Origin of the sequence: Streptomyces sp. NPDC002870, assembly GCF_042888505.1 — a bacterium.
GTDB lineage: Bacteria > Actinomycetota > Actinomycetes > Streptomycetales > Streptomycetaceae > Streptomyces.
Genome location: NZ_JBIAPW010000034.1, coordinates 73,041 through 94,077 on the forward strand (window position 1 = coordinate 73,041; position 21,037 = coordinate 94,077).

Here is a 21,037-nt window from a genome sequence, read left to right on the forward strand (position 1 = left end):
AGCCGCGTGCGGAAGCCGACGGCACCTTCCCGGAGGCCACCATGCTAAGCAGTCGCTTATCCAAGGGCGAGGTTTCAGCCAAACCGTAATGTTTCCGCCCAGTAGGTCTTGCGGACTGTGAGCTCTCACAAGCAGGACACCTCCCGACTGGGAGCGGACAGCGACTCGCCGTACCTGTATGGACGCCCTGCTCCGGCCGTGTTCTCGTAGCGCCCAGCCCGACCCGCTCGTTTGCACCTTTTGCGAGGAGACCCCCTATGAGCCCTCCACCGACGCAGCCAGGATCCCTTCGAATCACTGATCTCCACGTCACCTACGGCAGGTCCGTGCGGGCGTTGCACGGGGTTTCGCTGAACGTCCCGCAGGGTGGAATCGTCGCCGTCCTGGGCTCCAACGGAGCGGGCAAGACCACGCTGCTCCGGGCGGTCTCCGGGACCCTCGCGCTCCATCGGGGCACGGTGGACAGCGGCACTGTGCACTTCGGCGAAACACGGCTGACCGGCGATGCCGCACGGTCGGTGGCCGCCGGAGTGGTGCAGGTGCCCGAGGGCCGCAGGATCTTCGGCGCCCTGTCGGTGGAGGACAACCTGCGGGCCGGGTTCCTGGGGGCCCGCAGCCGCGGTGGCGCGGACCGGCAGGCGGCCCGCGACCGCGTCTTCGCGCTGTTCCCGCTGCTGGCCGAGCGGCGGCGGCAGGCCGCGGGGCTGCTGTCCGGAGGCGAGCAGCAGATGCTCGCGATGGGCCGCGCGCTCATGGCCGCCCCCCGGCTGCTGCTGCTCGACGAGCCCTCACTGGGACTTGCGCCCCTCATGGTTCAGCGCATCGCGTCGGTCATCCGCGAGATCAACGCCCAGGGAACGTCGATCCTGCTCGTCGAGCAGAACGCCTCTATGGGTCTGGCACTGTCCGACCGTGCCTCGGTGCTGGACGTCGGCCAGGTGCGGCTGGAGGGGGCGTCGGCCGACCTCGCCGGCACGGACGAAGTGCGGCGCCTGTACCTGGGCGAGAGCTTCGAAGCCGACACGGCGGGCCAGGATGCGGTGTCCGCCGCTACGTCCGCGAGCGCCTTGTCCGCGACCGCACCGGGACTGACCGAGCTGGCCAGGTGGAACGGATGAGCATCGACGCCGCGGCCACGACGCGCGATCCCGCCTCTTCACCGGAACCGGACGCTGAGACGGAGCCGGTGCCGGCGCTCACGGTCGACGCGCTGACCGTCCGCTTCTCCGGCCTCGTCGCCCTCGACACCGTCTCATTCACCGTCGCCCCCGGTACGATCCACGCCCTCATCGGGCCCAACGGCGCGGGCAAGTCGACCTGCTTCAACGTCGTGTCCGGGGTGTACCGCGCCACGGCCGGAGCCGTCCGGTACGCGGGCAAGGACCTCACCCGCCTGGCACCGCACAGCATCGCCCGACTCGGAGTGGCCCGCACCTTCCAGAACATCGTGCTCACCCACGGAACCGTTGCCGACAACCTCATGCTCGGCCGCCACAGCCTGACCCGTGCGGGATTCACGGCGACCGCGTTGCGACTGCCGCAAACGGTACGGGAGCAGCGCCGCCACCGGGAGCGCGCGGCCGAGATCGCGGACTTCCTCGGCCTGGGCCCCGCCTTCGACAAGCCGGTGGGTTCGCTCGCGTACGGAGACCGAAAGCGCGTCGAGATGGCTCGCGCGTTGTGCATGGAACCGAAGCTGCTGCTGCTGGACGAACCCGTCGCCGGTATGCATCCCACCGAGCGGGTGGCGATGGCCGAAACCATCGCCAAGGTCCGTGACGCCCTGAACATCTCGATCCTCATCGTCGAGCACGACATGGGCTTGGTCATGCGGATCGCCGATTCCGTGACCGTTCTCGACTTCGGCCGGCTCATCGCCGACGGGACGCCCGAACGTGTCCAGCGCGACCCGGCGGTCATCAGCGCCTACCTCGGCGCCCCTGCCGAAGACGCCCAGGACACGCAGGACGCCCAGGACACCCAGAACGAAGGGAAGCAACCGTGATCAAGCTGGCCGAAACGATTCTGAACGGGCTGGCGCTGGGTTCGGTGTACGCGCTGATAGCCCTCGGCTTCGTCGTGATCTTCAAGGCGTCGGGCGTCATGAACTTCGCCCACGGCTCCCTGCTGCTGTTCGGCGGCTACGTCGTGGCACGGCTGCACGACAGCATCGGCTTCCTGCCGGCCGTGCTCGTGGGCGCCGCGCTGGCGGCGGCGCTCGCGGGGCTGGTGCAACTCCTGGCCACCCGCGGTCTGCGCGGCGCCGAAATCCACACGCTGACGATCCTGACGATCGGTGTGGACGTCCTGCTCAATACCGAACTGAACAGGCGGGTGGGCGCCGACTTCCTCAGCATGGGAGACCCCTGGGGCGCCGAGGTGACGCGGTTCGCAGGCATCACCGTCGCCGACGCCCGCATCGCGAGCACAGCGGTGGCGGTCGTTGTCATCAGCGTGTTCTTCGCGGCGTTCCGCTGGTCCCGCTGGGGCCTGTCCATGAGGGCGGCCGCCGCCGACCCGGAGGCCGCCTCCTTGATGGGGATTCGACTGGACCGCGTACGCCTCATCGCCTGGTGCGTCGCCGGAGCGCTGGCCGCTCTCGCCGCGGTGTTCCTCGCCGCCTTTCCCGCCCCGGGGCTGGACCGCACGACCAGCCAGATCGCCCTGAGCGCCTTCCCGGCCGCCATCCTCGGCGGTCTGGACTCGGCCGCCGGCGCACTTCTCGGGAGTTTCGTGATCGGCCTGACAGCGGCGATGGCCGCCGGATACCAGAGCGAGTTGAGCGCTCTCGGCTCCGGACTCTCCGACGTGGCCCCGTACCTCGTGATGGTGCTCGTTCTCCTGGTCCGGCCGAACGGTCTCCTCGGATCGAAGGAGCTGACCCGTGTCTGACACCCTGTCGCCCGACGCCTCCCCTCCTGCCACCACGAGCGCTCCCCCCGAAGGTTCGGGCGGTGCCGCCGGACGCCGGTCCGGCACAGCTTCCAGGGCGGGCACCGTCATCGCCGCCGTGCTGCTTCTGCTCGTCATGCCCTTCTACGTCTCGTCGTTCTGGCTTCAGACAGGCCTGTTCGCCATGGCCGCCGTCATCGGAGCCATCGGACTGAACCTGCTCTCCGGGACCACCGGACAACTGTCCCTGGGCCACGCCTTCTTCCTCGCCATTGGCGCGTACGGCTATGTGTGGCTGGCCGCGGACCCGTCCGGCACCGGCTCCGCCCAGCTGTACGGGCTCGGGCTGCCGCCCCTGCTCGCCCTCGTTCTCGCCGTCGCCCTCGCCGGCGTCGCGGGAGGGCTGTTCAGCCCCATCTCCGGTCGCCTGCGCGGCATGTACCTGGGCATCGCCACCCTCGCCCTGGTCTTCCTCGGCCACCACGTGATGCTCAACGCCCGTGACATCACAGGCGGCTTCAACGGCCGCTCCGTACCGGCGCTGGAAATCTTCGGGTTCTCCTTCTCCGACGCCTCACCCGACGGGCTCGCCGTGCTCGGCGTCCCCTTCGGCGGACTTGAACGCCTCTGGTACTTCGGCCTCGTACTGGTAGCCATAGCCTGGCTCGCCGCGCGCAATATCCTGCTCGGACGTCCCGGCCGTGCCCTTGCGGCGGTACGCGACAGCGAAGTCGCCGCAGCCGTCATGGGAGTTCCCCTCTCCCGCTACCGCGCCTCCGCGTTCATCGTCTCCTCGATGTACGCGGGCGCCGCCGGCGCTCTGCTGGCTCTGGTGTTCAAGCGCGTCGTCCCCGACCACTTCGGTCTGCTGCTCTCCATCGACTACCTCGCGATGATCGTCATCGGCGGCCTGGGATCGGTCGGCGGCGCCGCCGCCGGAGCCGTCTTCGTCGCCCTGCTACCGCATCTCCTCACCAAATACGCCGACCACCTGCCGCTGCTCACCGCACCAGGTACCGCCGGATCCGGCGTGACCCCCGGCGACGCCGCGCGCTACCTCTACGGCGCCGCGATCGTCCTCGTCCTGATCTTCGCGCCGGGCGGCCTGGCCGGCCTGGCCCACAGACAGCCGCGCCGCACCGGCGACGGCACTCGCCGCAACTGGCGTTTCCCTCTCCGCACCCGCACCACCTCCGACCCTCAGGGCGTCGAAGGCGCCACCCCGAAGGAGCACACACCGTGAGATACCACCGCCTTACCCCGGCCGCGGCCGTCCTTGCCGTACTCACCCTGAGCGCCACGGCCTGCAGCACCAAAAGCGGTACCGGTACGGACACGGCCGGCAGCGACGGCGTCAAGACCGGCCCCGGAGTGACGGAGACGACCATCACCCTGGGCGCGCTGACCGACCTCACCGGACCGTACGCGTCGCTCGGCAGGAGCATCGTCAACGCGCAGCAGCTGTACGCCGACCAGCTCAACGCCTCCGGCGGCGTCTGCGGCCGTACCGTCCGGATAACCGTCAAGGATCACGGCTACGACGTACAGAAGGCCGTGACCGCGTTCACCGAGACCGAGCCGAATGTGGCCGCCCTGTCCCAGGTGGTCGGTTCTCCCGTGGTGTCCTCGCTGCAGCAGGAGATCGAAGCCAAGCACCTGCTGACGCTTCCGATGGCATGGGCCTCCAGCCTGCTGGGCAACGAGTACCTCCAAGTGATCGGATCCACCTATGACATCGACATGGTCAACGGCGTCGAGTTCGTCGTCCGCAAGGCGAAGCTGAAGCCCGGCGACAAGATCGGCCACGTCTACTTCGAGGGCGAGTTCGGTGAGAACGCCCTGGCCGGAGCCAAGTACGCGGCGAAGCAGCACCGGCTGAGCATCGTCGAGCAGAAGATCAAGCCCACCGATCAGGATCTGACCGCACAGGTCACCGCCCTCAAGCAGGCCGGCGTCAAGGCGGTCCTCATCAGCGCCGGCCCCAAGCAGACGGCGGCCCTGGTCGGCACCGCGGCTGCGCAGGGCTTCGCTGTCCCGGTTCTCAGCAACTCACCCGGCTTCGCCCCTCAACTGCTGGCCACGCCGGTCGCCCCGGCCGTGGAGAAGCAGCTCCATGTGGTCAGCCCCGCCCCGTCGTTCAGCTCCGACATCCCGGCGATCCAGAAGCTCGCCAAGGACTACAAGGCGAAGTACCCCAAGGCCCTGCTCGACTCGGGCGTCATCGGCGGCTGGAACGCGATCGCTGTCCTCGGTGAGGACCTCAAGGCAGCCTGCAAGGCCAAGGACCTCACCCGGGACGGCATCGCCGCGGCGCACCGCAAGCAGTCCGGGCTCAGCATTCTCGGGGTGTCGCACGACTTCTCCGACCGCGCCAAGCCGTCCACCTACGAGTCCTTCGTCCACAAGCCCTCCAAGCAGGCCGCGGGCGGGCTGGTGAACGTCGAGCCGGCCCACGCAGTGCCCGCGGCACGGTCCTACCCGCTGCCCAAGAGCTGACGCGTCACCTCTGCCCCGCCCTGTGCGGCCGGGGGAGGGCGGACGTCCCTGGTGCGGCCCCGCCCGGCCGATCCCCGGATCGGCCGGATGACGCCCCCGTTAGGGTTGCCGGGTGGGGGTCAGCGAACAGGCAGAGGCCGTACGGACAAGAGCCGGCAAGCGGGACGCGTCACCGAGGTGGCGCGTCCCGCTCGTCGCCACCGCCGTCGTCGGTCCGCTGTACATCCTGTGGGCCGGCCTGCTCGCGACCGGCGGCGGCGATCTGGCCGCGCAGCTCGCCTGGGCCGGCTTCATGGAGCGGCACCCCGCGTCCGCTTACAACCTCTCCTGGTACGGCGGCACCCACACCGCCAACTACAGCCTGCTGACTCCCCCGCTGATGGCCGTCTTCGGCGTACGGGCCGTGTCCGTGGCCGCCGGCCTCTCCGGAGCCTGGGTGCTGGCCTGCCTGTTCGTACGCAGCGGGGTGCCGCGGCCGGTGTGGCCCGCTGTCGTCGGGGCGCTCGCGCTCTGGTGCAACGTGGCCTCCGGGCGTACGACCTTCGCGCTGGGCGTCGCGATCGGGCTGCTCGCCGTGCTGTACGTACGCAGAAGCGCGATCGCGGCGGTGTGCGCGGCGCTCGCGACCATGGCCAGCCCTGTCGCCGGGCTGTTCCTGCTGGTGGCGGGGGCGGGGTATCTGCTGGACCGGCAGTGGCGGAAAGGGGCCGCGCTCGTACTGCCGCCGTTCGTCGTGGTGGGGGCGGTGACACTGCTCTTCCCCTTTCAGGGCGAACAGCCCATGGCGACCGGCAAACTGTGGCTGCCGCTGGCCGTCTCCGCCGCGGTGGCCGTCGCGGCGCCGCGCGCGTGGCCGGTGGTGCGGTACGGGGCGGGGGTGTACGGCGTCGGGGTGGTGCTGACGTATCTCATCGCCTCGCCGATCGGCACGAACGTCGAGCGGCTGGTGGGACTGGTGGGGCCGCCGGTGCTGCTCGCGGCGGTACTCGCGAGCGGGAGCGGGAACGGAGGGCTGGACAGGCTCAACGGGCGGGATCGGCTCACCGCGCGGGATCCGCTCAGGGCGCGGGTCAGGCAAGGCGGGCTCCACAAGCTCGGCGAGCTGGTCGACCGCGGCGGGCTCCTGCTCGCCGTGCTCGCGATCGCGCTCGTCATGAACACGCACTGGCTGATCGACAAGACCGAGGACGATCTGGCCGTCTCCAACGACGTGCCCGTGTGGGCCGCGCACACCGACGGTGTCGTACGGGCGCTGGAGCGGCTGGGCGCCGACCGTACGCGGGTCGAGGTCGTCCCCGCCCGCAATCACCGCGAGGCGACGGCGCTCGCCCCGCACATCAACATGGCGCGCGGCTGGAACCGGCAGCTCGACGTCGAGCGCGGGCGGCTCTTCTACGACGGGTCGCTGACCGGGACGACGTACCGGCAGTGGCTGGACCGATGGGCCGTCGGCTTCGTGGTGCTGCACCACGGACGTCCCGACGGGCCCGCCGAGGGCGAGGCCGCGATCGTCAGGAGCGGGCCCGGCTGGCTGGAGCGGGTGTGGCAGGACGAGGGCTGGACGGTCTACCGGGTGCGGGATGCGGTTCCGCTGGCGGCCGCCCCGGCGACGGTGGTGCGGGGCGATGACGCGGAGCTGGTGGTACGGATGCCGGCGGCCGGATCGGTGACGGTGCGGGTGGCGTACTCGCCGTGGCTGCAGGCGAAGGGGGCGTGTCTGCGGCAGGAGGGCGAGTGGACGCGGCTGACCGTGCCGCGGGCGGGAGAGTACCGGCTGGAATCGCCCTACCGGCTGCCGCGCTCGGCGGGCTCGGACTGCTGAACGGAGCCCGCCCGCCGACCGGTTCGCGGTCAGGGCCGATTGTCAGTGGCGTGTGCCACGCTCGATCCCATGATTGACCACATCGCAGTGCAGGTGGATGACCCGGCGGCCAGTGCCGTCTTCTACGACCGCGTGCTGGCCCCGCTCGGCGGCACCCGGCTGCTCGACTTCGGCGAGGTGATCGGCTGGGGCACCACGCAGCCGACGTTCTGGATCAGCCCGGTGACGACGCAGGGGCGGCCGCGCGAGGCGCATATCGCTTTCGCGGCGGCCGACCGCGCGGGCGTACGAGCATTCCATGCGGCGGCCGTGGAGGCGGGGGCGGAGGTGCTGCACGAGCCACGGGTGTGGCCCGAGTACCACCCGTCGTACTACGGGGCGTTCGTCAGGGATCCGGACGGCAACAACGTGGAGGCGGTCTGCCATATGCCGGAGTGAGTCTTCAGCGCCGGCTGCGGCGCCGACGCGACCGGACGCGGTTAGAGCTTCGCCTGGAAGACCGCGGCCGCCCGCTCGCGCCGGTAGCCGAGTTGTTCGTTGACCGCCAGCATCGGTCCGTTGTCGTCGGCGACTGTGGTCGCGATCTCCCGTACGCCGGGCTGCTGCGCGCTCACCATCGACAGCATGTGCCGCTTGACCGCACGGCCGAGTGCGCGGCCCCGGTGGGCCGGGGCGACCACCGTGTCGTACTGGAGGGCGCGGACGTCCGAGGGGTCACGCAGCACCAGTTCGGTGTACGCGGCGACGGCGTTGCCGCCCGCCGGGTGGAGGACCACCGAGGAGAGGATCACCCCGCCCCGGTCCACGATCAGCTGCGCGGCGGCCCGCACCCGGTCCGCGTCCCACCTCGGTGACTGCTCGTCCCTGTCGCCGTTGGGCGCGTCCTCCATGGCGTTGTGGGCCTCGGCAAACGCGTCGGCATGGGCGTCGGGCACCACGCCGGCCCACTGGGCGTAGGCATAGCCCTCGGGGAGTTCCGGCGGCTGCGGGTGTGCGTCCAGCGCGGCGCGCACATTCTGTACGTACCACCCGAGCGGCAGCACGTTCTCGAAGCCGAGCCCGGTGGCGAACTCCTCGCCCGCGCCGCCCGGTTCGAGGACGGTGGAGACCGATGTCCGCCCCTCGGCGGCGAGTTCGGCGCGCGCGGCGGCCCAGAGCGCGGCGCCGACGCCGCGGCGCCTGGCACCCGGGCGTACGGCCAGCACATCGAGACAGGCCGTGTGCCGGTTGGCCTCGTCCGTGAACAGCAGCAGCGAGGCCACGCCGTCGTACGAGCCGTCCGGGGCCGTCGCCGCGAGGTGGACGGTATGCCCACTCACCGAGGAGTGCCGCAGCTTCCCCTCGGTCTCGGCCCGGCCGGGCGCCGGCACCCCCGCCGGAAGGTCGTGCGCGTGCGCGGCGGTGACCACCGCATGCCAGGCGTCGACGGCGGAGGCGGTGGGTGGGGCGGGGAGGCGGGTGATCGTCATATCGAGCGACCGTACGGGCAGGTTCAGCCAGGCGCAGGCCAATTTTCCCGGCACCATCCGGCGGGATCCGGCATCCGGCATCCGGCGACAAGAAGAGGCGGCGGCACCCCGGGCTGGGTGCCGCCGCCTTCTCAATCCGTACGGACCCGGGCTCAGACCGCGGAACCGGCCTTCCACTGGCTCCAGCTCAGGTTCCAGCCGTTCAGGCCGTTGTCGGGCTGGATTACCCGGTCCTTGGAGTTCTTCACGATGACGACATCGCCGACGATCGTGTTGTTGAACAGCCAGGCGGCTGGCTGGTTCGGGTCACCCGCGCCCTTGACGTCGTTCAGGCCGACACAGCCGTGGCTGGTGTTGGCGCTGCCGAAGATCGAGTCGGCGCCCCAGTAGTTGCCGTGGATGAAGGTGCCCGACGTGGACAGCCGCATCGCGTGCGGGACGTCCTTGATGTCGTACTCGCCCTTGCCGTCGTCGTCCGTGAAGCCGACCGTCGCGCCGTTCATCCGGGTCTCCTTGAACTTCTCGGAGACCACCATCTGACCGTTGTAGGTCGGGTTGTCGGAGGAGCCCGCGGAGATCGGGATGGTCTTGATCGTCTTGCCGTCCTGAGTGACCGTCATGGTCTTGGAGGAGGCGTCGACGGTGGAGACCTGGTTGCGGCCGATCTTGAAGGTGACCGTCTTCTGCTGGACGCCGAAGACTCCGTCGGCACCCTCGACGCCGTCGAGGTTCAGCTTCAGGGTGACGGTCGCCCCCTCCTGCCAGTACTGGTCGGGACGGAAGTCGAGACGCTGCCCGTTGAACCAGTGGCCGACGACCTCCTGGCCGCTGCTCGACGTCACGGTGATCCCGGACTGCACGGCCTTCTTGTCGGTGATCGCCTTGTTGAAGTTGATCGACACCGGCATGCCGACGCCGACGGTGGAACCGTCCTCCGGCGTGAAGTTGCCGATGAAGCTGTTCGCGGGCGAGACCGTCGTGAAGGACGAGTTCTCGTGGGCCTCCAGGCCCTTGCTGTCCTTCGCGGTCGCGGCGATCTTGTACGTGGTGGAGCGCTCGAGCTGCGCGTCCGGCTTCCAGCTCTTGCCGTCGGCGGCCAGCGTGCCCTTGACGCTCTGACCATCGGCGGTGGTCATGGTCACCTGAGTCAGGGTGCCGTCACTGACGGTGACTTTGGCGTCCTTGTTGAGGCCGGCATTGGTCGCGCCGTTCTTGGGCGAGATGGTTATTCGGGCCTTCGAAGCGTCCTTCGCCGCCGCCTCGTCGACCTGGGCCTGCGACTTCTTCGAGCTGTCGGCGCTGCCACCGTCGCCGCTGCAGGCAGACATCGCCAGCACGCCACCGAGCACGGCGGACGCGGCCATCAGGGCCCTGCGCCGCTTGCTGTCCGTTATCACACGCTTCTCCATCGTCGCCGAGTCCCCTGACCAACACCTTGGTAAACACCCATACCGGGCTAGCCGGTTCCACATCAGATTTCGATGTGGGGAAAGCCACTCACCGATCCACCGACGCAGCCGCGGCACCCGGCGGTTGCACTGGGAACGAAATCAGCCGGGCACCGGTTCACCGACGGCCTTCGTCGCCGTCGTCGTCGTCGCCGTCGTCGTCGCCGTCTTCGTACGCCTCGCCGTCTCCATCTTCCTCGTCGAGGTCCCACTCCTCCGCATCGGGGTCGTAATCGATCTGCTCACTGCTCCAGGAGGCCTGGGCGAGTTCCACCCCGGGGACCTCGCTGATCAGATCAAAGGGGTCCACGAGATAGGCGATGGCCTCGGCCTCGTCCTCGCGTACGGCCGACTCGGCGTGCGCACGCTCCTCGTCGGGCATGAACTCGTCCGCCGCGATGCGGTCGAGGGCGGCGCCGGTCAGCTCTCCGGAGTCCCCCACCTCCAACACCAATTCCACCCGCAGCCGCACATAACGTGATGTCTCAGAAGTGGTCATACGACGGAGGGTAGGCCTCCCGCCCCTGCGGGTTTCCCCCGACCCGCTGCTTTCATTAGCATCAGCGCACCCGCCCAATTCGAGGATGCCTCAAGGGGGATCGAGTCCGTGTCCGTCGCACGTCGACCGCTTCTGACCGCCACTGCCGCAGGGACTCTGCTGTGTGCGCTGTGGTTCGTTCCCTCGGCGAATGCCACCGCAGAGCGGGAAGCCGTGCAGAGGCATCAGAGCGGCGCCGCCGCCTCTTCACAGGGACTGACTCTCGCCGACACAGGCACCGTTGACACGACTCCGTATCTGGTCGGCGGGACAACGTTCCTGGGGATCGGCGTGGGCTTCGTGGCGTACTCCGTGCGCCGCCGCGGTGCTTGGGAGATGTGACGAGTGACGTGGAAGGGCCGCCCCGCGGGGCGGCCCTTCCACGTGCACGCTAGGCCAGCGGGCCGGTCACCGGCTCCACGGCGGCGATGAGCTTTCCGTCCCGTACGAACGCGTCCGCGGCCTCCAGGTCGGGCGCGAGGAAACGGTCCGGGCCCGGTCCCTCGACGCCTGCCCCGCGCAGCGCCTCGATCGCGGCCTGCGAGGCGGGCGCGGGAGTCAGACCGCGCCGGAGCTGGATCGCCCGGGTCGCGGCGTAGAGCTCGACGGCGAGGATGCGGTTCAGGTTGGCGACGGTGGTGCGCAGCTTGCGAGCGGCCGACCAGCCCATAGAGACATGGTCCTCCTGCATCGCGGAGGACGGAATCGAGTCGGCGGAGGCCGGCACGGCGAGCCGCTTCATCTCGCTGACCAGGGCTGCCTGCGTGTACTGGGCGATCATCAGGCCCGAGTCCACGCCGGCGTCGTCGGCGAGGAAGGGCGGCAGGCCATGGCTGCGGTTCTTGTCGAGGAGCCGGTCGGTGCGGCGCTCGGCGATGGAGCCGAGGTCGGCTGCGGCGATGGCCAGGAAGTCCAGGACGTACGCGACGGGCGCGCCGTGGAAGTTGCCGTTGGACTCCACGCGGCCGTCGGGGAGTACGACCGGGTTGTCGACGGCCGACGCCAGCTCGCGGTCGGCGACGAGGCCGGCATGGGCGAGGGTGTCCCGCCCGGCCCCGGCGACCTGCGGGGCGCAGCGCACCGAGTACGCGTCCTGGACGCGGGGCGCTTCCTCCTCCTGGAAGTGACCCGTGAGCCCGGAGCCCTTGAGCACGGCGCTCATATTGGCGGCGGCGGCGGCCTGGCCGGGGTGCGGGCGGATGGCGTGCAGCTCGGGGGCGAGCACCTTGTCGGTGCCGAGCAGAGCCTCCAGGGACAGCGCGGCGGTGATGTCGGCGGTGACGTAGAGGCGCCGGAGGTCGGCGAGGGCCATGACCAGCATGCCGAGCATGCCGTCGGTGCCGTTCAGGAGGGCGAGGCCCTCCTTCTCGCGGAGTTCGACGGGCGCGATGCCGTGCGCGGCGAGCAGCTCGCCTGCGGGCTTCACGATGCCGTCGGGGCCCTCGGCGTCGCCCTCGCCCATGAGGGTGAGCGCGCAGTGGGAGAGCGGCGCGAGGTCGCCGGAGCAGCCCAGGGAGCCGTACTCGTGGACGACGGGAGTGATGCCGGCGTTCAGGATGTCCGCCATGGTCTGGGCGACCTCGGGGCGTACGCCGGTGCGGCCGGAGGCCACGGTCTTCAGACGGAGGAACATCAGCGCGCGGACGACCTCGCGCTCGACGCGCGGGCCCATGCCGGCGGCGTGCGAGCGGACGATGTTGCGCTGGAGCTGGGCGCGGAGCTCGGGGCTGATGTGCCGGGTGGCGAGTGCGCCGAATCCGGTGGAGACCCCGTAGACGGGCTCGGGCTTGGCGGCCAGCGCTTCGACGATCCCGCGGGCCGCGGCGAGGGCGGCGACGGCCTCGGCGGAGAGCTCGATCCGGGCTCCCTCGCGGGCCACGGCGATGACGTCATCGGCGGTGGTACCGGACGTCCCCACCACGACTGTGTGCATATCCATATTCAGCAGCGTACGGACTGAAACTCAACCTGTCACTACTGCCGACGGCGTTGGCCCCTTACTGCAATCACACCGTTGTCAGGGCTCGCTCCAGGGCTCCTGGGAGTCCTCGGGCCGTACGCCCCGGAAGGCGCGGCGCTCGTGCGGCGGGCGCGGCGGGGCGTCCGCGAGACGGATCACCGTGCCGTCGCGGCCCGCGACCACCGGCTTCGGGGAGCGCGCCGCCTTCGCCCGGTACTGGGCCGCGTCCGCGAGCCGGAACAGCCGGCGGGACGAGCGGACCTGCCCGATCGGGTCACCGGTCGACGCGACCCCGCACGCCACGCCCTCGCCCAGCTCCAACTCGCCCGCGCGGACGCAGAGTTCGTCCGCGACACGGACCACCTCGTCCGCCGCGGGGCCCACCGCGAGGAGGCAGAACTCGTCCCCGCCGAGCCGTGCCGCGAGGGTGCCGGGCAGCATCGCCCCGCACAGCGAGAGGACCGAGCCGAATCGTTCGAGCAGCCGGTCGCCGACCGCGTGGCCGTGGGTGTCGTTCACCTGCTTGAGACCGTTGACGTCGCAGACGACGAGGCTGACGACCGAGCCGTCCGTGCGATGCCGTTCAAGGGCCTCGTCGAGCCTTATGTCGACGGCGCGGCGGTTGGCGAGCCCGGTCAGCGGATCGGTGAAGGCCAGCCTGCGTACCTCTTCGAGGCGCTCGGTCTGGGCGATCCCGGCGGCCACGACGGAGGCGAGCACGGTCGCGAAATCCGCGTCGTCCCGGCCGAACATCGGGGCGCCGAGCGGCCTGGCGACGTACAGCTCGCCCCAGGCGCGCCCGTGCAGCACTATCGGCGCGACGACGCAGCAGCCGCGGCGGCGTCGGCGCAGGGCCGCGACCCTTTGGTGGCAGTAGCCGTGCGCGGGCGTCGCCGGGCCGTCCACGGTCTCCACCCAGGCGTCGGGCTCGCCGCCGCCGGCCCACCGCTCGTGCAGAAACTCGGTGATCTCCGGGAAGCGGTTGACCGGGTAGGTCTCGGACTCGGGGAACTCCTCCTCCTCGGGGGCCCGTTCGCCCGCGTTCACGAGCACCTTGAGCCGTCCGAGCTCGCGCTCCCACACCGACAGCGCGGCGAAGGACCCGGCGAGCGCGTCGCGTGCGCCCAGCGCAGCCGCCCGCCAGGACTCGCGCGGGGTGTGCGCGGACGCCATCGCCTGCGCCAGCGCCACCACGGCTCGCAAACGCCGATCCTCAGCCATCACTCCAGCTTAGGGAGTTTTGCGCCACTTCGATCACATGGGTGGCCACGATCCGAAATGCTCACTGAGTCATGGGGGCCACGGCCCTTCGGGACGTGCCGTTCGGGACGTGCCGTTCGGGACGGGGTCACTCTGGACGGGGTCACCCGGACCGTGGCCGTCCGGGACGGGGTCACTCGTACACGGTCACTCGCCGGGCCACTGCGGCTTCCGCTTCTCGTTGAAGGCCGCGACGCCCTCGGCCCGGTCCCCGGAGAAGGCGACAGAACGCCACGCGGCGTCCTCCACCTCGAGACCCGCCCGCAGATCGAGCCCCTGCCCCAGCCGAAGCGCGCGCTTGGCGGCGCGCAGCCCGACGGGCGAGTTCGCGGCGATCCGGGCGGCGAGGGCGAGCGCCTCGGTCCTGGCGTCGTCCGCCAGCTGATCGACGAGCCCCAACTCCCGTGCCTCGGCTGCCTCCAGGCGCCGCGCCGTATAGATCAGCTCGGCGGCCCGCGCCGCCCCGACCCGGCGCGGCAGCAGCTGCGTCCCGCCGCCGCCCGGGATGACGCCCACGGACACCTCGGGCAGCCCCACGACGGCGGTGCCGTCGGCCACGATCAGATCGCAGGCCAGCGCCAGCTCGTACCCCCCGCCGAGCGCGTAACCGTGCACGGCGGCGACGGTCGGCATGGGCAGCTCCAGCACCCCGGTGTAGGCGGCGCGCGCGGTCGGCCGCTGGCGCACCAACTCGGCGTCGGAGAAGGAGTTCCGCTCCTTGAGGTCGGCGCCGACGCAGAAGGCCCGCTCATGGGTGGAGGTGAGGACGGTGACGCGCACGCCCCGGTCGGCGGCGAGCGCGTCGCAGGCGGCGGCGATGGAGCGGGCCATCTCGCTGGAGACGGCGTTCATGGCCTTGGGCCGGTCGAGTACGAGCTCGGCGACATGCTCGTGCCGCCGTACGACGACGAAATCCCCGAACCGCTGCTCGGACTCGGACATGACGGCACCCTCCCTGACGGCTTGGGGGAACCCCCAAGGAACACAGCACGATGGTTCACCGGATCATAGGCGCGCGGGCGCGCCCGGCCTCAGCCCCTACGGGACAGCAGCCAGGGCTCGACCACTCCCAGGCCGCGGACCGGGCGTTGCCACATCGGCTGGAGGGCGAAGCGGTACGAGGGGGGCTCCTCGCCCTCCTTCTCGGCCGCGGCCGCCGCCTCCGCCGCCTCCGCCTCGGAGGCCGGCGCGTCTCCCGTACGGATGAGTTCCTCCGCGAACGCGCCGTCCACCAGCACCGCGTCCTTCGGCGCTATCGACGTCAGCCGACTGGCCAGGTTCACCGTCGTACCGAAGACGTCACCCATCCGCGTGGTGACCGTCCCGAAAGCGATGCCGACGCGCAGCTCCGGCATCGACTCGTCCTGAGTCATCGTCTCTATCAGCCGCAGCGCGATCTCCGTCGCCGTGCCCGCCTCGTCCGCCGCGTACAGGACCTCGTCGCCCAGCGTCTTGATCAGGCGGCCGCCGTGCGCCGCGACCAGGTCGGCCGAGGTGGTTTCGAACGCCTCGACCAGCTCGCCCAGTTCCTCCTCCTCGAGGCGCCGCGTCAGCCGGGTGAAGCCGACGAGGTCCGCGAAGCCGACGGCGAGCCGGCGGTCGACCATCTCCTCGTCGTCCGCGGCCTGGACCACGCGCCCGGTGGCCGCGGCCAGCTGGCGGCGCCAGACGTACACCAGGAACTCCTCCAGCTCGGGCAGGAGCAGCTCCACCAGGGGGTACGTGACTTCCGTGCGGGTCATCCCGGGCTCGGGCGGCTCGGTCAGGCCCTCCAGGAAGGAATCGATCTGCCATTCCGCCAGCCGGGCGGTCGTCTGCCCGGTCGAGCGGGCCACCTGGACCGCCATCGGCTCGCTCAGCAGGCCCGCCTCGACCAGACCGGCGAGCCGCCGCAGGGCCAGCACGTCCGCCTCGGTCAGCGCCTTCGCCTGGCCGATGTCGGCGAACCCCATCGCCCGCCAGAAGCGGGAGGCCAGCTCCATCGAGACACCGGCGGTGCGGGCCGCCTGGAACGGCGTGTAGCGCCGGTCCGCGCCGAGAATCAGCTGCTCGAGGCGGATCGCGAGCGGGTCGTCGGTCGGCTCCGCCGTGTGATCGACCTCGTGGTGCGGCGGGTGCACGGCGGAGGATCCGGAATACGGTCCGGAGGCAGCCCCGGGAGAGATCGCGGACGTGCCCCCGGAAGACGATTCCGAAGACGATTCCGAAGAGGACGCGTCAGAGGACGCGTCCGACGGCACAGACGTCTCGTCGGACGATGAAAACGATGAGGACGATGCATTCGATGGGGAGGACGCGCCGGAGGAGGAGTCCGACGGCGGCTGCGCGCCCTCGCCGGAATTGGTGTCGTCGACGGTCACCAGCCGCCTCCTGCCCGTTCCCTGCGCACTGCCGTGCCGATCTGTCGCTCGATCGCCTCAACGATACGGCAGGTGTGCCCTGGCTCACGTCCTGGCCGCCGTACCGGTTCAGCCGGCCGGCCGCAGGTGCACGATGTCGCCCGCGCTGATCGGCTGGTGCTCGCCGTCCTCGGTGGCCAGCACCAGCCGCCCGTCTCCGTCCAGTGCCACGGCCTCGCCGGTGACCGCGCGGCCGCCCGGCAGCTCGGCCCGTACGGTCTGTCCCAGCGTCGCGCAGCCCGCCGCGTACGCCGCCTGCAGCCCCGAGGTCCCCGGGTCGCCGCCCGCCGCGCGCCAGTCGCCGTACCACTGCTCCAGCGAGCGCAGCACCGCCCGCAGCAGCGGGTCGCGGTCCGTGGAGATCGCGTTCGCCAGGCCCAGGGAGCCCGCCGTGGGGACGGGGAGTTCGCCCTCGCGCAGCGTGACATTGACGCCGATGCCGATGACGACCGCGTCGTCCCCCGCACGCTCGGCGAGGATCCCGCCGGTCTTGCGCTCCTCGCCGCCGACTTTTACCAGCAGGTCATTGGGCCATTTGAGGGACATGTCCACTCCCGCGGCCCGCGCGAGGCCGGTAGCGGCCGCGACTCCGGCGAGCAGCGGCAGCCACCCCCAGCGCTCCACCGGGACGTCGGCCCCGGGCCGCAGCAGTACGGACAGGAACAGCCCCGAGCGCGCGGGCGACGTCCAGGTCCGGTCCAGGCGGCCCCGCCCCGCCGTCTGCTCCTCGGCGACGAGCACCGCCCCCTCGTCCAGGGATGCGGCGCGGGCCGCCAGGTCGGAGTTGGTGGAGCCGGTCGAGGCCACGATGTCGAGCGAGGTCCACAGCCCGCCCGGCTGCAGCAGCGCACGGCGCAGCATGGGCTCGTTCAGCGGCGGCCGGTCGAGGTCGGACCAGCGGCTCTCGGGCGCATTCTCAGGCGTCATGCAAGCCAGGTTAGGTGTGGCAAACGCCGCACTGCTGAGCGCCATGCGCGCCGATACGCTACGTGTCAGTAGCCATTCCGGTTGACGTTGACCAGGACAGGGAGCCGCATCCCGATGTCGGAGTCCGAGATTGACATCCACACCACCGCAGGAAAGCTCGCAGACCTGCAGCGCCGCGTAGACGCGGCGACGCATGCAGGCTCCGCCCGCGCGGTGGAAAAGCAGCACGCCAAGGGCAAGTTGACTGCCCGCGAGCGGATCGAACTGCTGCTGGACGAGGGTTCGTTCGTGGAGCTCGACGAGTTCGCCCGGCACCGGTCCACCGACTTCGGCATGGAGAAGAACCGGCCCTACGGCGACGGTGTGGTCACCGGCTACGGCACGGTCGACGGCCGCCCGGTGGCGGTCTTCTCCCAGGACTTCACGGTCCTCGGCGGCTCCCTGGGCGAGGTCTACGGCCAGAAGATCATGAAGGTGATGGACTTCGCACTGAAGACCGGCTGTCCCGTCATCGGCATCAACGACTCCGGCGGCGCCCGTATTCAGGAAGGCGTCATGGCCCTCGGCATGTACGGGGAGATCTTCCGCCGCAATACCCATGCCTCCGGCGTGATCCCGCAGATCTCGCTGGTCGTCGGACCGTGCGCGGGCGGCGCTGTCTACTCCCCCGCGATCACCGACTTCACGGTGATGGTCGACCAGACCTCGCACATGTTCATCACCGGCCCCGACGTGATCAAGACGGTCACCGGCGAGGATGTCGGCTTCGAGGAGCTGGGCGGAGCCCGTACGCACAACACCACCTCGGGTGTCGCGCACCACATGGCGGGCGACGAGAAGGACGCCGTCGAGTACGTCAAGTCGCTGTTGTCGTACCTGCCGTCCAACAACCTCTCCGAAGCACCGGCCTTCCCCGAGGAGGCCGACCTGGAGACGACCGACGAGGACCGCGAGCTCGACACCCTCATCCCCGACTCCGCGAATCAGCCCTACGACATGCACACGGTCATCGAGCATGTGCTGGACGACGGCGAGTTCCTGGAGACCCAGGCGCTGTTCGCGCCGAACATCGTCACCGGCTTCGGGCGGGTGGAGGGCTTCCCGGTCGGCATCGTCGCCAACCAGCCGATGCAGTTCGCCGGCTGTCTCGACATCAACGCCTCCGAGAAGGCCGCGCGCTTCGTACGCACCTGCGACGCGTTCAACGTTCCCGTGCTGACCTTCGTCGACGTGCCCGGCTTCCTCCCCGGCGTCGACCAGGAGTACGGCGGGATCATCCGGCGCGGCGCGAAGCTGATCTACGCCTACGCGGAGGCGACGGTCCCGCTGATCACGGTGATCACGCGGAAGGCCTTCGGCGGCGCGTACGACGTGATGGGCTCCAAGCACCTGGGCGCCGACCTCAATGTGGCCTGGCCGACCGCGCAGATCGCGGTGATGGGCGCGCAGGGCGCGGTGAACATCCTGCACCGCCGCACCATCGAGGCAGCCAAGGACGCAGACGAGGCAGCGGCGACCCGCGCCGAGCTGATCCAGGACTACGAGGACACGCTCCTCAACCCGTATGTCGCGGCGGAGCGGGGCTATGTCGACGCCGTGATCATGCCGTCCCAGACACGGGAGCACGTCGTGCGGGGCCTGCGTCAGCTGCGTACGAAGCGGGCCAGCCTGCCGCCGAAGAAGCACGGCAACATCCCCCTGTAAGCACACAAGCCCGGAAGCCTGGAAGGAGTCGCTGTGATCAAGGTTGTACGGGGCAATCCGACCCCGGAGGAGCTGGCCGCCGCACTGGCGGTGGTTCAGGCGCGCGCCGCCGCGACGGCCTCCGCGGTGGAGGGCGCGGCGGCGCCGCCCGAGCAGTGGGCCGACCCGGCGCGCATCGCGCGCAGCCGCAGGCCACTGCCGGGGCCGCGCGCGTGGGCGCGCACCTACTGGCCTGTGTAGGGCAGGACACCGGGGTTCCGCCCCGGCAGTCCAGCGGTCCGCAATCGCCGGACGGGCTGAAGATCAGCCCGTCCGGCGATTGCGTGACAGCCCGGGCACCCCAGACGGAACAGCAGCCCCATTTGTTCGTTTCGGCACCTGGAATTAGTCCGTTGTCACCCCGGCGGCTGAGTACGCGTACTCAGGCGCCGGGGCAGGACCCGGCAGCAGGATCGAAGGCATGCTGTGGTCCGATCCGGAGGACGAGCCCCCCGAGGAACTGCGTGAGACGCAGGCCATGATGCGCCGCGTGGGCCTTGTGCTGGCGCTGGCCATGGTGCTTGCGATGTTCGTGCTCGGGCTCCGCTGACCGCCACCTACGATGACCCCATGACCGCTCAGCGCCCCCGCCTCGTCCTCGGTTCCGCCTCCCCCGCCCGGCTGAACCTGCTGCGCCATGCCGGACTCGCCCCTGAGGTGATCGTCAGCGGCGTCGACGAGGACGCGCTGGACGCGCCGACCCCCGCCGAGCTGGCCCTGGTACTCGCCGAGGCGAAGGCAGCCGCCGTGGCCGCCCGCCCCGAGGCCGCCGGCGCGCTCGTCATCGGCTGCGACTCGGTCCTCGAACTCGACGGCGCGGCCCTCGGCAAGCCGGCCGACGCGGAGGACGCCACCGCCCGCTGGAAGGCGATGCGCGGCCGCTCCGGCGTCCTGCTGACCGGCCACTGCGTGACCGACACCGCGACCGGCCGCAGCGTGTCCGCCACCGCGTCGACCACCGTGCACTTCGGCGACCCGACGGACGCCGAGATCGCCGCGTACGTCGCCAGCGGCGAACCGCTGCATGTGGCGGGCGCGTTCACGCTGGACGGCCGCTCGGCGCCGTTCATCGACTCCATAGAGGGCGACCACGGGAACGTGATCGGCCTCTCGCTGCCGCTGCTGCGCAGGCTGCTGGCCGAGCTCGGTTACTCGATCACGGACCTGTGGGTGTAGTTCAGACAGCCGCGGGGGCCCCGGCCTCCGCCCCGTTGCCGTTGCCGTGGCCGTTCTCGGCGCCGGGCCCCTTCTCCTTCTCCTTGCCGTACGCCACCAGCGTCAGCACGATCAGCGCCAGCACGACCATCAGGAACGCGAACGCGTCCCACCCCACGAGCCCCACCGTCAGCGCCCCGAAGACCCCGTGCACGATCGCACAACTGATCAGCAGGATCCGGGCGATGCGCCCCGGGGCGCGGTCGCGCAGCCCCATCACCAGACACACCACGGCACACGTCGCCAGATACAGGCCGAAGACCCCGCCCATCGCCCAGGTGCCCGCGACCATCGCGCCGGGGTCCAGGTGGGCGAGCGACATGTTCTGCTTGTCGACGAAGGTGGCGAGGATGCCGTTGATCAGCACGATGCCGACGGCCTCCACCAGCAGAACAATCGCGGCCACCACGGCCACCGGTCTGCGCGCCACGGCGCCCCCAACCCTCTGTTACCGGAAGTACGTACGACATCGCGAAGGCTACTAACGGGTAAAGGGCGGGACAAGGGTTCCGGCACGCTCGGTCTCGCGGCAAAGAATCATTGGGCCATTCGTAGGGACTCGACAAAGAAACGTCATCCGTCGCTGGGCTGTCGAACAGAGACCTGTGCCACACCCCAGGGCTACTGTTCGGGGGAGGAACCCGTCGTACCGTGGTGCGACAAGGGATTTCGCGACTTGCGCGAGCCTCGAATCACGCTCTGTGTGGGCAAGCTCACCATTGGGGATGGGTCGAAAGGCCGTGTCGGTAGTCCCTAAACTCAGCTTGTTTCAAGGAGGGAGCCATCGTGCGCAAGGTGCTCATCGCCAACCGTGGCGAAATCGCTGTCCGCGTTGCCCGTGCATGCCGGGACGCCGGGATCGCGAGCG

The 21,037-nt window shown here is 70.5% G+C and carries 22 protein-coding genes; 13 read left to right on the forward strand and 9 right to left on the reverse strand.

The window, feature by feature from the left end; genetic code table 11:
* The first annotated feature begins 257 nt into the window (after positions 1–257).
* The 7 genes from ACFYWY_RS30880 (at position 258) to ACFYWY_RS30910 (ending at position 7,648) form a co-directional block, all read left to right on the forward strand.
* Positions 258–1,118, forward strand: coding sequence for an ABC transporter ATP-binding protein (locus ACFYWY_RS30880; RefSeq protein ID WP_389192297.1), 861 nt, complete (start codon positions 258–260; stop codon positions 1,116–1,118).
* The gene (locus tag ACFYWY_RS30885; RefSeq protein WP_389192300.1) at positions 1,115–2,005 is read left to right on the forward strand and encodes an ABC transporter ATP-binding protein; all 891 of its coding nucleotides are present in this window, start codon (positions 1,115–1,117) and stop codon (positions 2,003–2,005) included. Before ACFYWY_RS30880 ends, ACFYWY_RS30885 begins: the two co-directional genes overlap by 4 nt.
* Positions 2,002–2,892 carry a branched-chain amino acid ABC transporter permease gene (locus ACFYWY_RS30890; RefSeq protein WP_389192302.1) on the forward strand — a complete coding sequence of 297 codons (891 nt, stop codon included), beginning with the start codon at positions 2,002–2,004 and terminating at the stop codon, positions 2,890–2,892. The genes ACFYWY_RS30885 and ACFYWY_RS30890 overlap by 4 nt, the downstream gene beginning before the upstream one ends.
* Positions 2,885–4,135: a branched-chain amino acid ABC transporter permease gene (locus tag ACFYWY_RS30895; protein WP_389192304.1), complete on the forward strand. Its 1,251-nt coding sequence runs from the start codon at positions 2,885–2,887 to the stop codon at positions 4,133–4,135. The genes ACFYWY_RS30890 and ACFYWY_RS30895 overlap by 8 nt, the downstream gene beginning before the upstream one ends.
* A complete protein-coding gene (locus tag ACFYWY_RS30900) occupies positions 4,132–5,388 on the forward strand; it encodes an ABC transporter substrate-binding protein (protein ID WP_389192307.1) in 1,257 nt (418 codons plus the stop codon). The genes ACFYWY_RS30895 and ACFYWY_RS30900 overlap by 4 nt, the downstream gene beginning before the upstream one ends.
* 112 nt (positions 5,389–5,500) lie before the next feature.
* The gene (locus ACFYWY_RS30905) at positions 5,501–7,210 is read left to right on the forward strand and encodes a hypothetical protein (protein ID WP_389192310.1); all 1,710 of its coding nucleotides are present in this window, start codon (positions 5,501–5,503) and stop codon (positions 7,208–7,210) included.
* Between the two features lie 69 nt (positions 7,211–7,279).
* Positions 7,280–7,648 (forward strand): VOC family protein, encoded by a 369-nt coding sequence (locus ACFYWY_RS30910; protein WP_389192313.1) that lies wholly within the window; start codon positions 7,280–7,282, stop codon positions 7,646–7,648.
* Between the two features lie 41 nt (positions 7,649–7,689).
* Here the strand turns inward: ACFYWY_RS30910 and ACFYWY_RS30915 are convergent, their stop codons facing one another.
* The 3 genes from ACFYWY_RS30915 to ACFYWY_RS30925 form a co-directional block, all read right to left on the reverse strand.
* Complete coding sequence (locus ACFYWY_RS30915) at positions 7,690–8,679, reverse strand: GNAT family N-acetyltransferase (RefSeq protein WP_389192316.1); 990 nt, start codon at positions 8,677–8,679, stop codon at positions 7,690–7,692.
* Positions 8,680–8,831: 152 nt separating this feature from the next.
* Positions 8,832–10,088 carry an Ig-like domain-containing protein gene (locus ACFYWY_RS30920; protein ID WP_389192319.1) on the reverse strand — a complete coding sequence of 419 codons (1,257 nt, stop codon included), beginning with the start codon at positions 10,086–10,088 and terminating at the stop codon, positions 8,832–8,834.
* A gap of 157 nt (positions 10,089–10,245) precedes the next feature.
* Positions 10,246–10,626 carry a hypothetical protein gene (locus ACFYWY_RS30925; RefSeq protein WP_389192321.1) on the reverse strand — a complete coding sequence of 127 codons (381 nt, stop codon included), beginning with the start codon at positions 10,624–10,626 and terminating at the stop codon, positions 10,246–10,248.
* Positions 10,627–10,734: 108 nt separating this feature from the next.
* On the opposite strand from ACFYWY_RS30925, the gene ACFYWY_RS30930 reads away from it, so the two are divergent.
* Entirely contained in the window at positions 10,735–11,007 is a 273-nt protein-coding gene (locus tag ACFYWY_RS30930) for a hypothetical protein (protein WP_389192324.1), read from the forward strand.
* Positions 11,008–11,056: 49 nt separating this feature from the next.
* On the opposite strand, the gene hutH is transcribed toward ACFYWY_RS30930, so the two are convergent.
* The 5 genes from hutH to ACFYWY_RS30955 form a co-directional block, all read right to left on the reverse strand.
* A complete protein-coding gene (gene hutH, locus ACFYWY_RS30935; RefSeq protein ID WP_389192358.1) occupies positions 11,057–12,598 on the reverse strand; it encodes a histidine ammonia-lyase in 1,542 nt (513 codons plus the stop codon).
* A gap of 84 nt (positions 12,599–12,682) precedes the next feature.
* On the reverse strand, positions 12,683–13,846 hold the full coding sequence (locus ACFYWY_RS30940) for a diguanylate cyclase domain-containing protein (protein ID WP_389192327.1): 1,164 nt from the start codon (positions 13,844–13,846) through the stop codon (positions 12,683–12,685).
* 186 nt (positions 13,847–14,032) lie between these two features.
* Positions 14,033–14,827 carry an enoyl-CoA hydratase/isomerase family protein gene (locus ACFYWY_RS30945; RefSeq protein ID WP_389192330.1) on the reverse strand — a complete coding sequence of 265 codons (795 nt, stop codon included), beginning with the start codon at positions 14,825–14,827 and terminating at the stop codon, positions 14,033–14,035.
* An 89-nt stretch (positions 14,828–14,916) separates the two neighbouring features.
* Entirely contained in the window at positions 14,917–16,005 is a 1,089-nt protein-coding gene (locus tag ACFYWY_RS30950; protein ID WP_389192332.1) for an adenylate/guanylate cyclase domain-containing protein, read from the reverse strand.
* A 348-nt stretch (positions 16,006–16,353) separates the two neighbouring features.
* Complete coding sequence (locus ACFYWY_RS30955) at positions 16,354–17,211, reverse strand: biotin--[acetyl-CoA-carboxylase] ligase (protein ID WP_389192335.1); 858 nt, start codon at positions 17,209–17,211, stop codon at positions 16,354–16,356.
* 114 nt (positions 17,212–17,325) lie between these two features.
* On the opposite strand from ACFYWY_RS30955, the gene ACFYWY_RS30960 reads away from it, so the two are divergent.
* The 4 genes from ACFYWY_RS30960 to ACFYWY_RS30975 all read left to right on the forward strand — a co-directional run bounded on the left by ACFYWY_RS30960 (position 17,326) and on the right by ACFYWY_RS30975 (position 20,130).
* Positions 17,326–18,915 carry an acyl-CoA carboxylase subunit beta gene (locus ACFYWY_RS30960; protein WP_389192338.1) on the forward strand — a complete coding sequence of 530 codons (1,590 nt, stop codon included), beginning with the start codon at positions 17,326–17,328 and terminating at the stop codon, positions 18,913–18,915.
* Positions 18,916–18,948: 33 nt separating this feature from the next.
* Positions 18,949–19,155, forward strand: a complete 207-nt coding sequence (locus tag ACFYWY_RS30965; protein WP_389192341.1) for an acyl-CoA carboxylase epsilon subunit — start codon at positions 18,949–18,951, stop codon at positions 19,153–19,155.
* Between the two features lie 220 nt (positions 19,156–19,375).
* Positions 19,376–19,504 (forward strand): morphogenic membrane protein MmpB, encoded by a 129-nt coding sequence (gene mmpB / locus ACFYWY_RS30970; protein WP_389192343.1) that lies wholly within the window; start codon positions 19,376–19,378, stop codon positions 19,502–19,504.
* 20 nt (positions 19,505–19,524) lie between these two features.
* Entirely contained in the window at positions 19,525–20,130 is a 606-nt protein-coding gene (locus ACFYWY_RS30975) for a Maf family protein (RefSeq protein ID WP_389192346.1), read from the forward strand.
* A 1-nt stretch (position 20,131) separates the two neighbouring features.
* On the opposite strand, the gene ACFYWY_RS30980 is transcribed toward ACFYWY_RS30975, so the two are convergent.
* Complete coding sequence (locus ACFYWY_RS30980) at positions 20,132–20,599, reverse strand: hypothetical protein (protein ID WP_389192349.1); 468 nt, start codon at positions 20,597–20,599, stop codon at positions 20,132–20,134.
* 356 nt (positions 20,600–20,955) lie between these two features.
* On the opposite strand from ACFYWY_RS30980, the gene ACFYWY_RS30985 reads away from it, so the two are divergent.
* Positions 20,956–21,037, forward strand: an 82-nt coding sequence (locus ACFYWY_RS30985) for a biotin carboxylase N-terminal domain-containing protein (protein ID WP_308434054.1), incomplete at its 3' end; no start/stop codon positions are given.

What these genes read in the sequence shown, in the direction of transcription:
- ACFYWY_RS30925 (WP_389192321.1), bottom strand. Translation starts at nt 10,626, where the DNA reads ATGACCACTTCTGAGACATCACGTTATGTGCGGCTGCGGGTGGAATTG.
- ACFYWY_RS30960 (WP_389192338.1), top strand. Translation starts at nt 17,326, where the DNA reads ATGTCGGAGTCCGAGATTGACATCCACACCACCGCAGGAAAGCTCGCA.
- ACFYWY_RS30920 (WP_389192319.1), bottom strand. Translation starts at nt 10,088, where the DNA reads ATGGAGAAGCGTGTGATAACGGACAGCAAGCGGCGCAGGGCCCTGATG.
- ACFYWY_RS30915 (WP_389192316.1), bottom strand. Translation starts at nt 8,679, where the DNA reads ATGACGATCACCCGCCTCCCCGCCCCACCCACCGCCTCCGCCGTCGAC.
- ACFYWY_RS30885 (WP_389192300.1), top strand. Translation starts at nt 1,115, where the DNA reads ATGAGCATCGACGCCGCGGCCACGACGCGCGATCCCGCCTCTTCACCG.
- mmpB (WP_389192343.1), top strand. Translation starts at nt 19,376, where the DNA reads ATGCTGTGGTCCGATCCGGAGGACGAGCCCCCCGAGGAACTGCGTGAG.
- ACFYWY_RS30910 (WP_389192313.1), top strand. Translation starts at nt 7,280, where the DNA reads ATGATTGACCACATCGCAGTGCAGGTGGATGACCCGGCGGCCAGTGCC.
- ACFYWY_RS30940 (WP_389192327.1), bottom strand. Translation starts at nt 13,846, where the DNA reads ATGGCTGAGGATCGGCGTTTGCGAGCCGTGGTGGCGCTGGCGCAGGCG.
- hutH (WP_389192358.1), bottom strand. Translation starts at nt 12,598, where the DNA reads ATGCACACAGTCGTGGTGGGGACGTCCGGTACCACCGCCGATGACGTC.
- ACFYWY_RS30880 (WP_389192297.1), top strand. Translation starts at nt 258, where the DNA reads ATGAGCCCTCCACCGACGCAGCCAGGATCCCTTCGAATCACTGATCTC.
- ACFYWY_RS30955 (WP_389192335.1), bottom strand. Translation starts at nt 17,211, where the DNA reads ATGACGCCTGAGAATGCGCCCGAGAGCCGCTGGTCCGACCTCGACCGG.
- ACFYWY_RS30975 (WP_389192346.1), top strand. Translation starts at nt 19,525, where the DNA reads ATGACCGCTCAGCGCCCCCGCCTCGTCCTCGGTTCCGCCTCCCCCGCC.
- ACFYWY_RS30945 (WP_389192330.1), bottom strand. Translation starts at nt 14,827, where the DNA reads ATGTCCGAGTCCGAGCAGCGGTTCGGGGATTTCGTCGTCGTACGGCGG.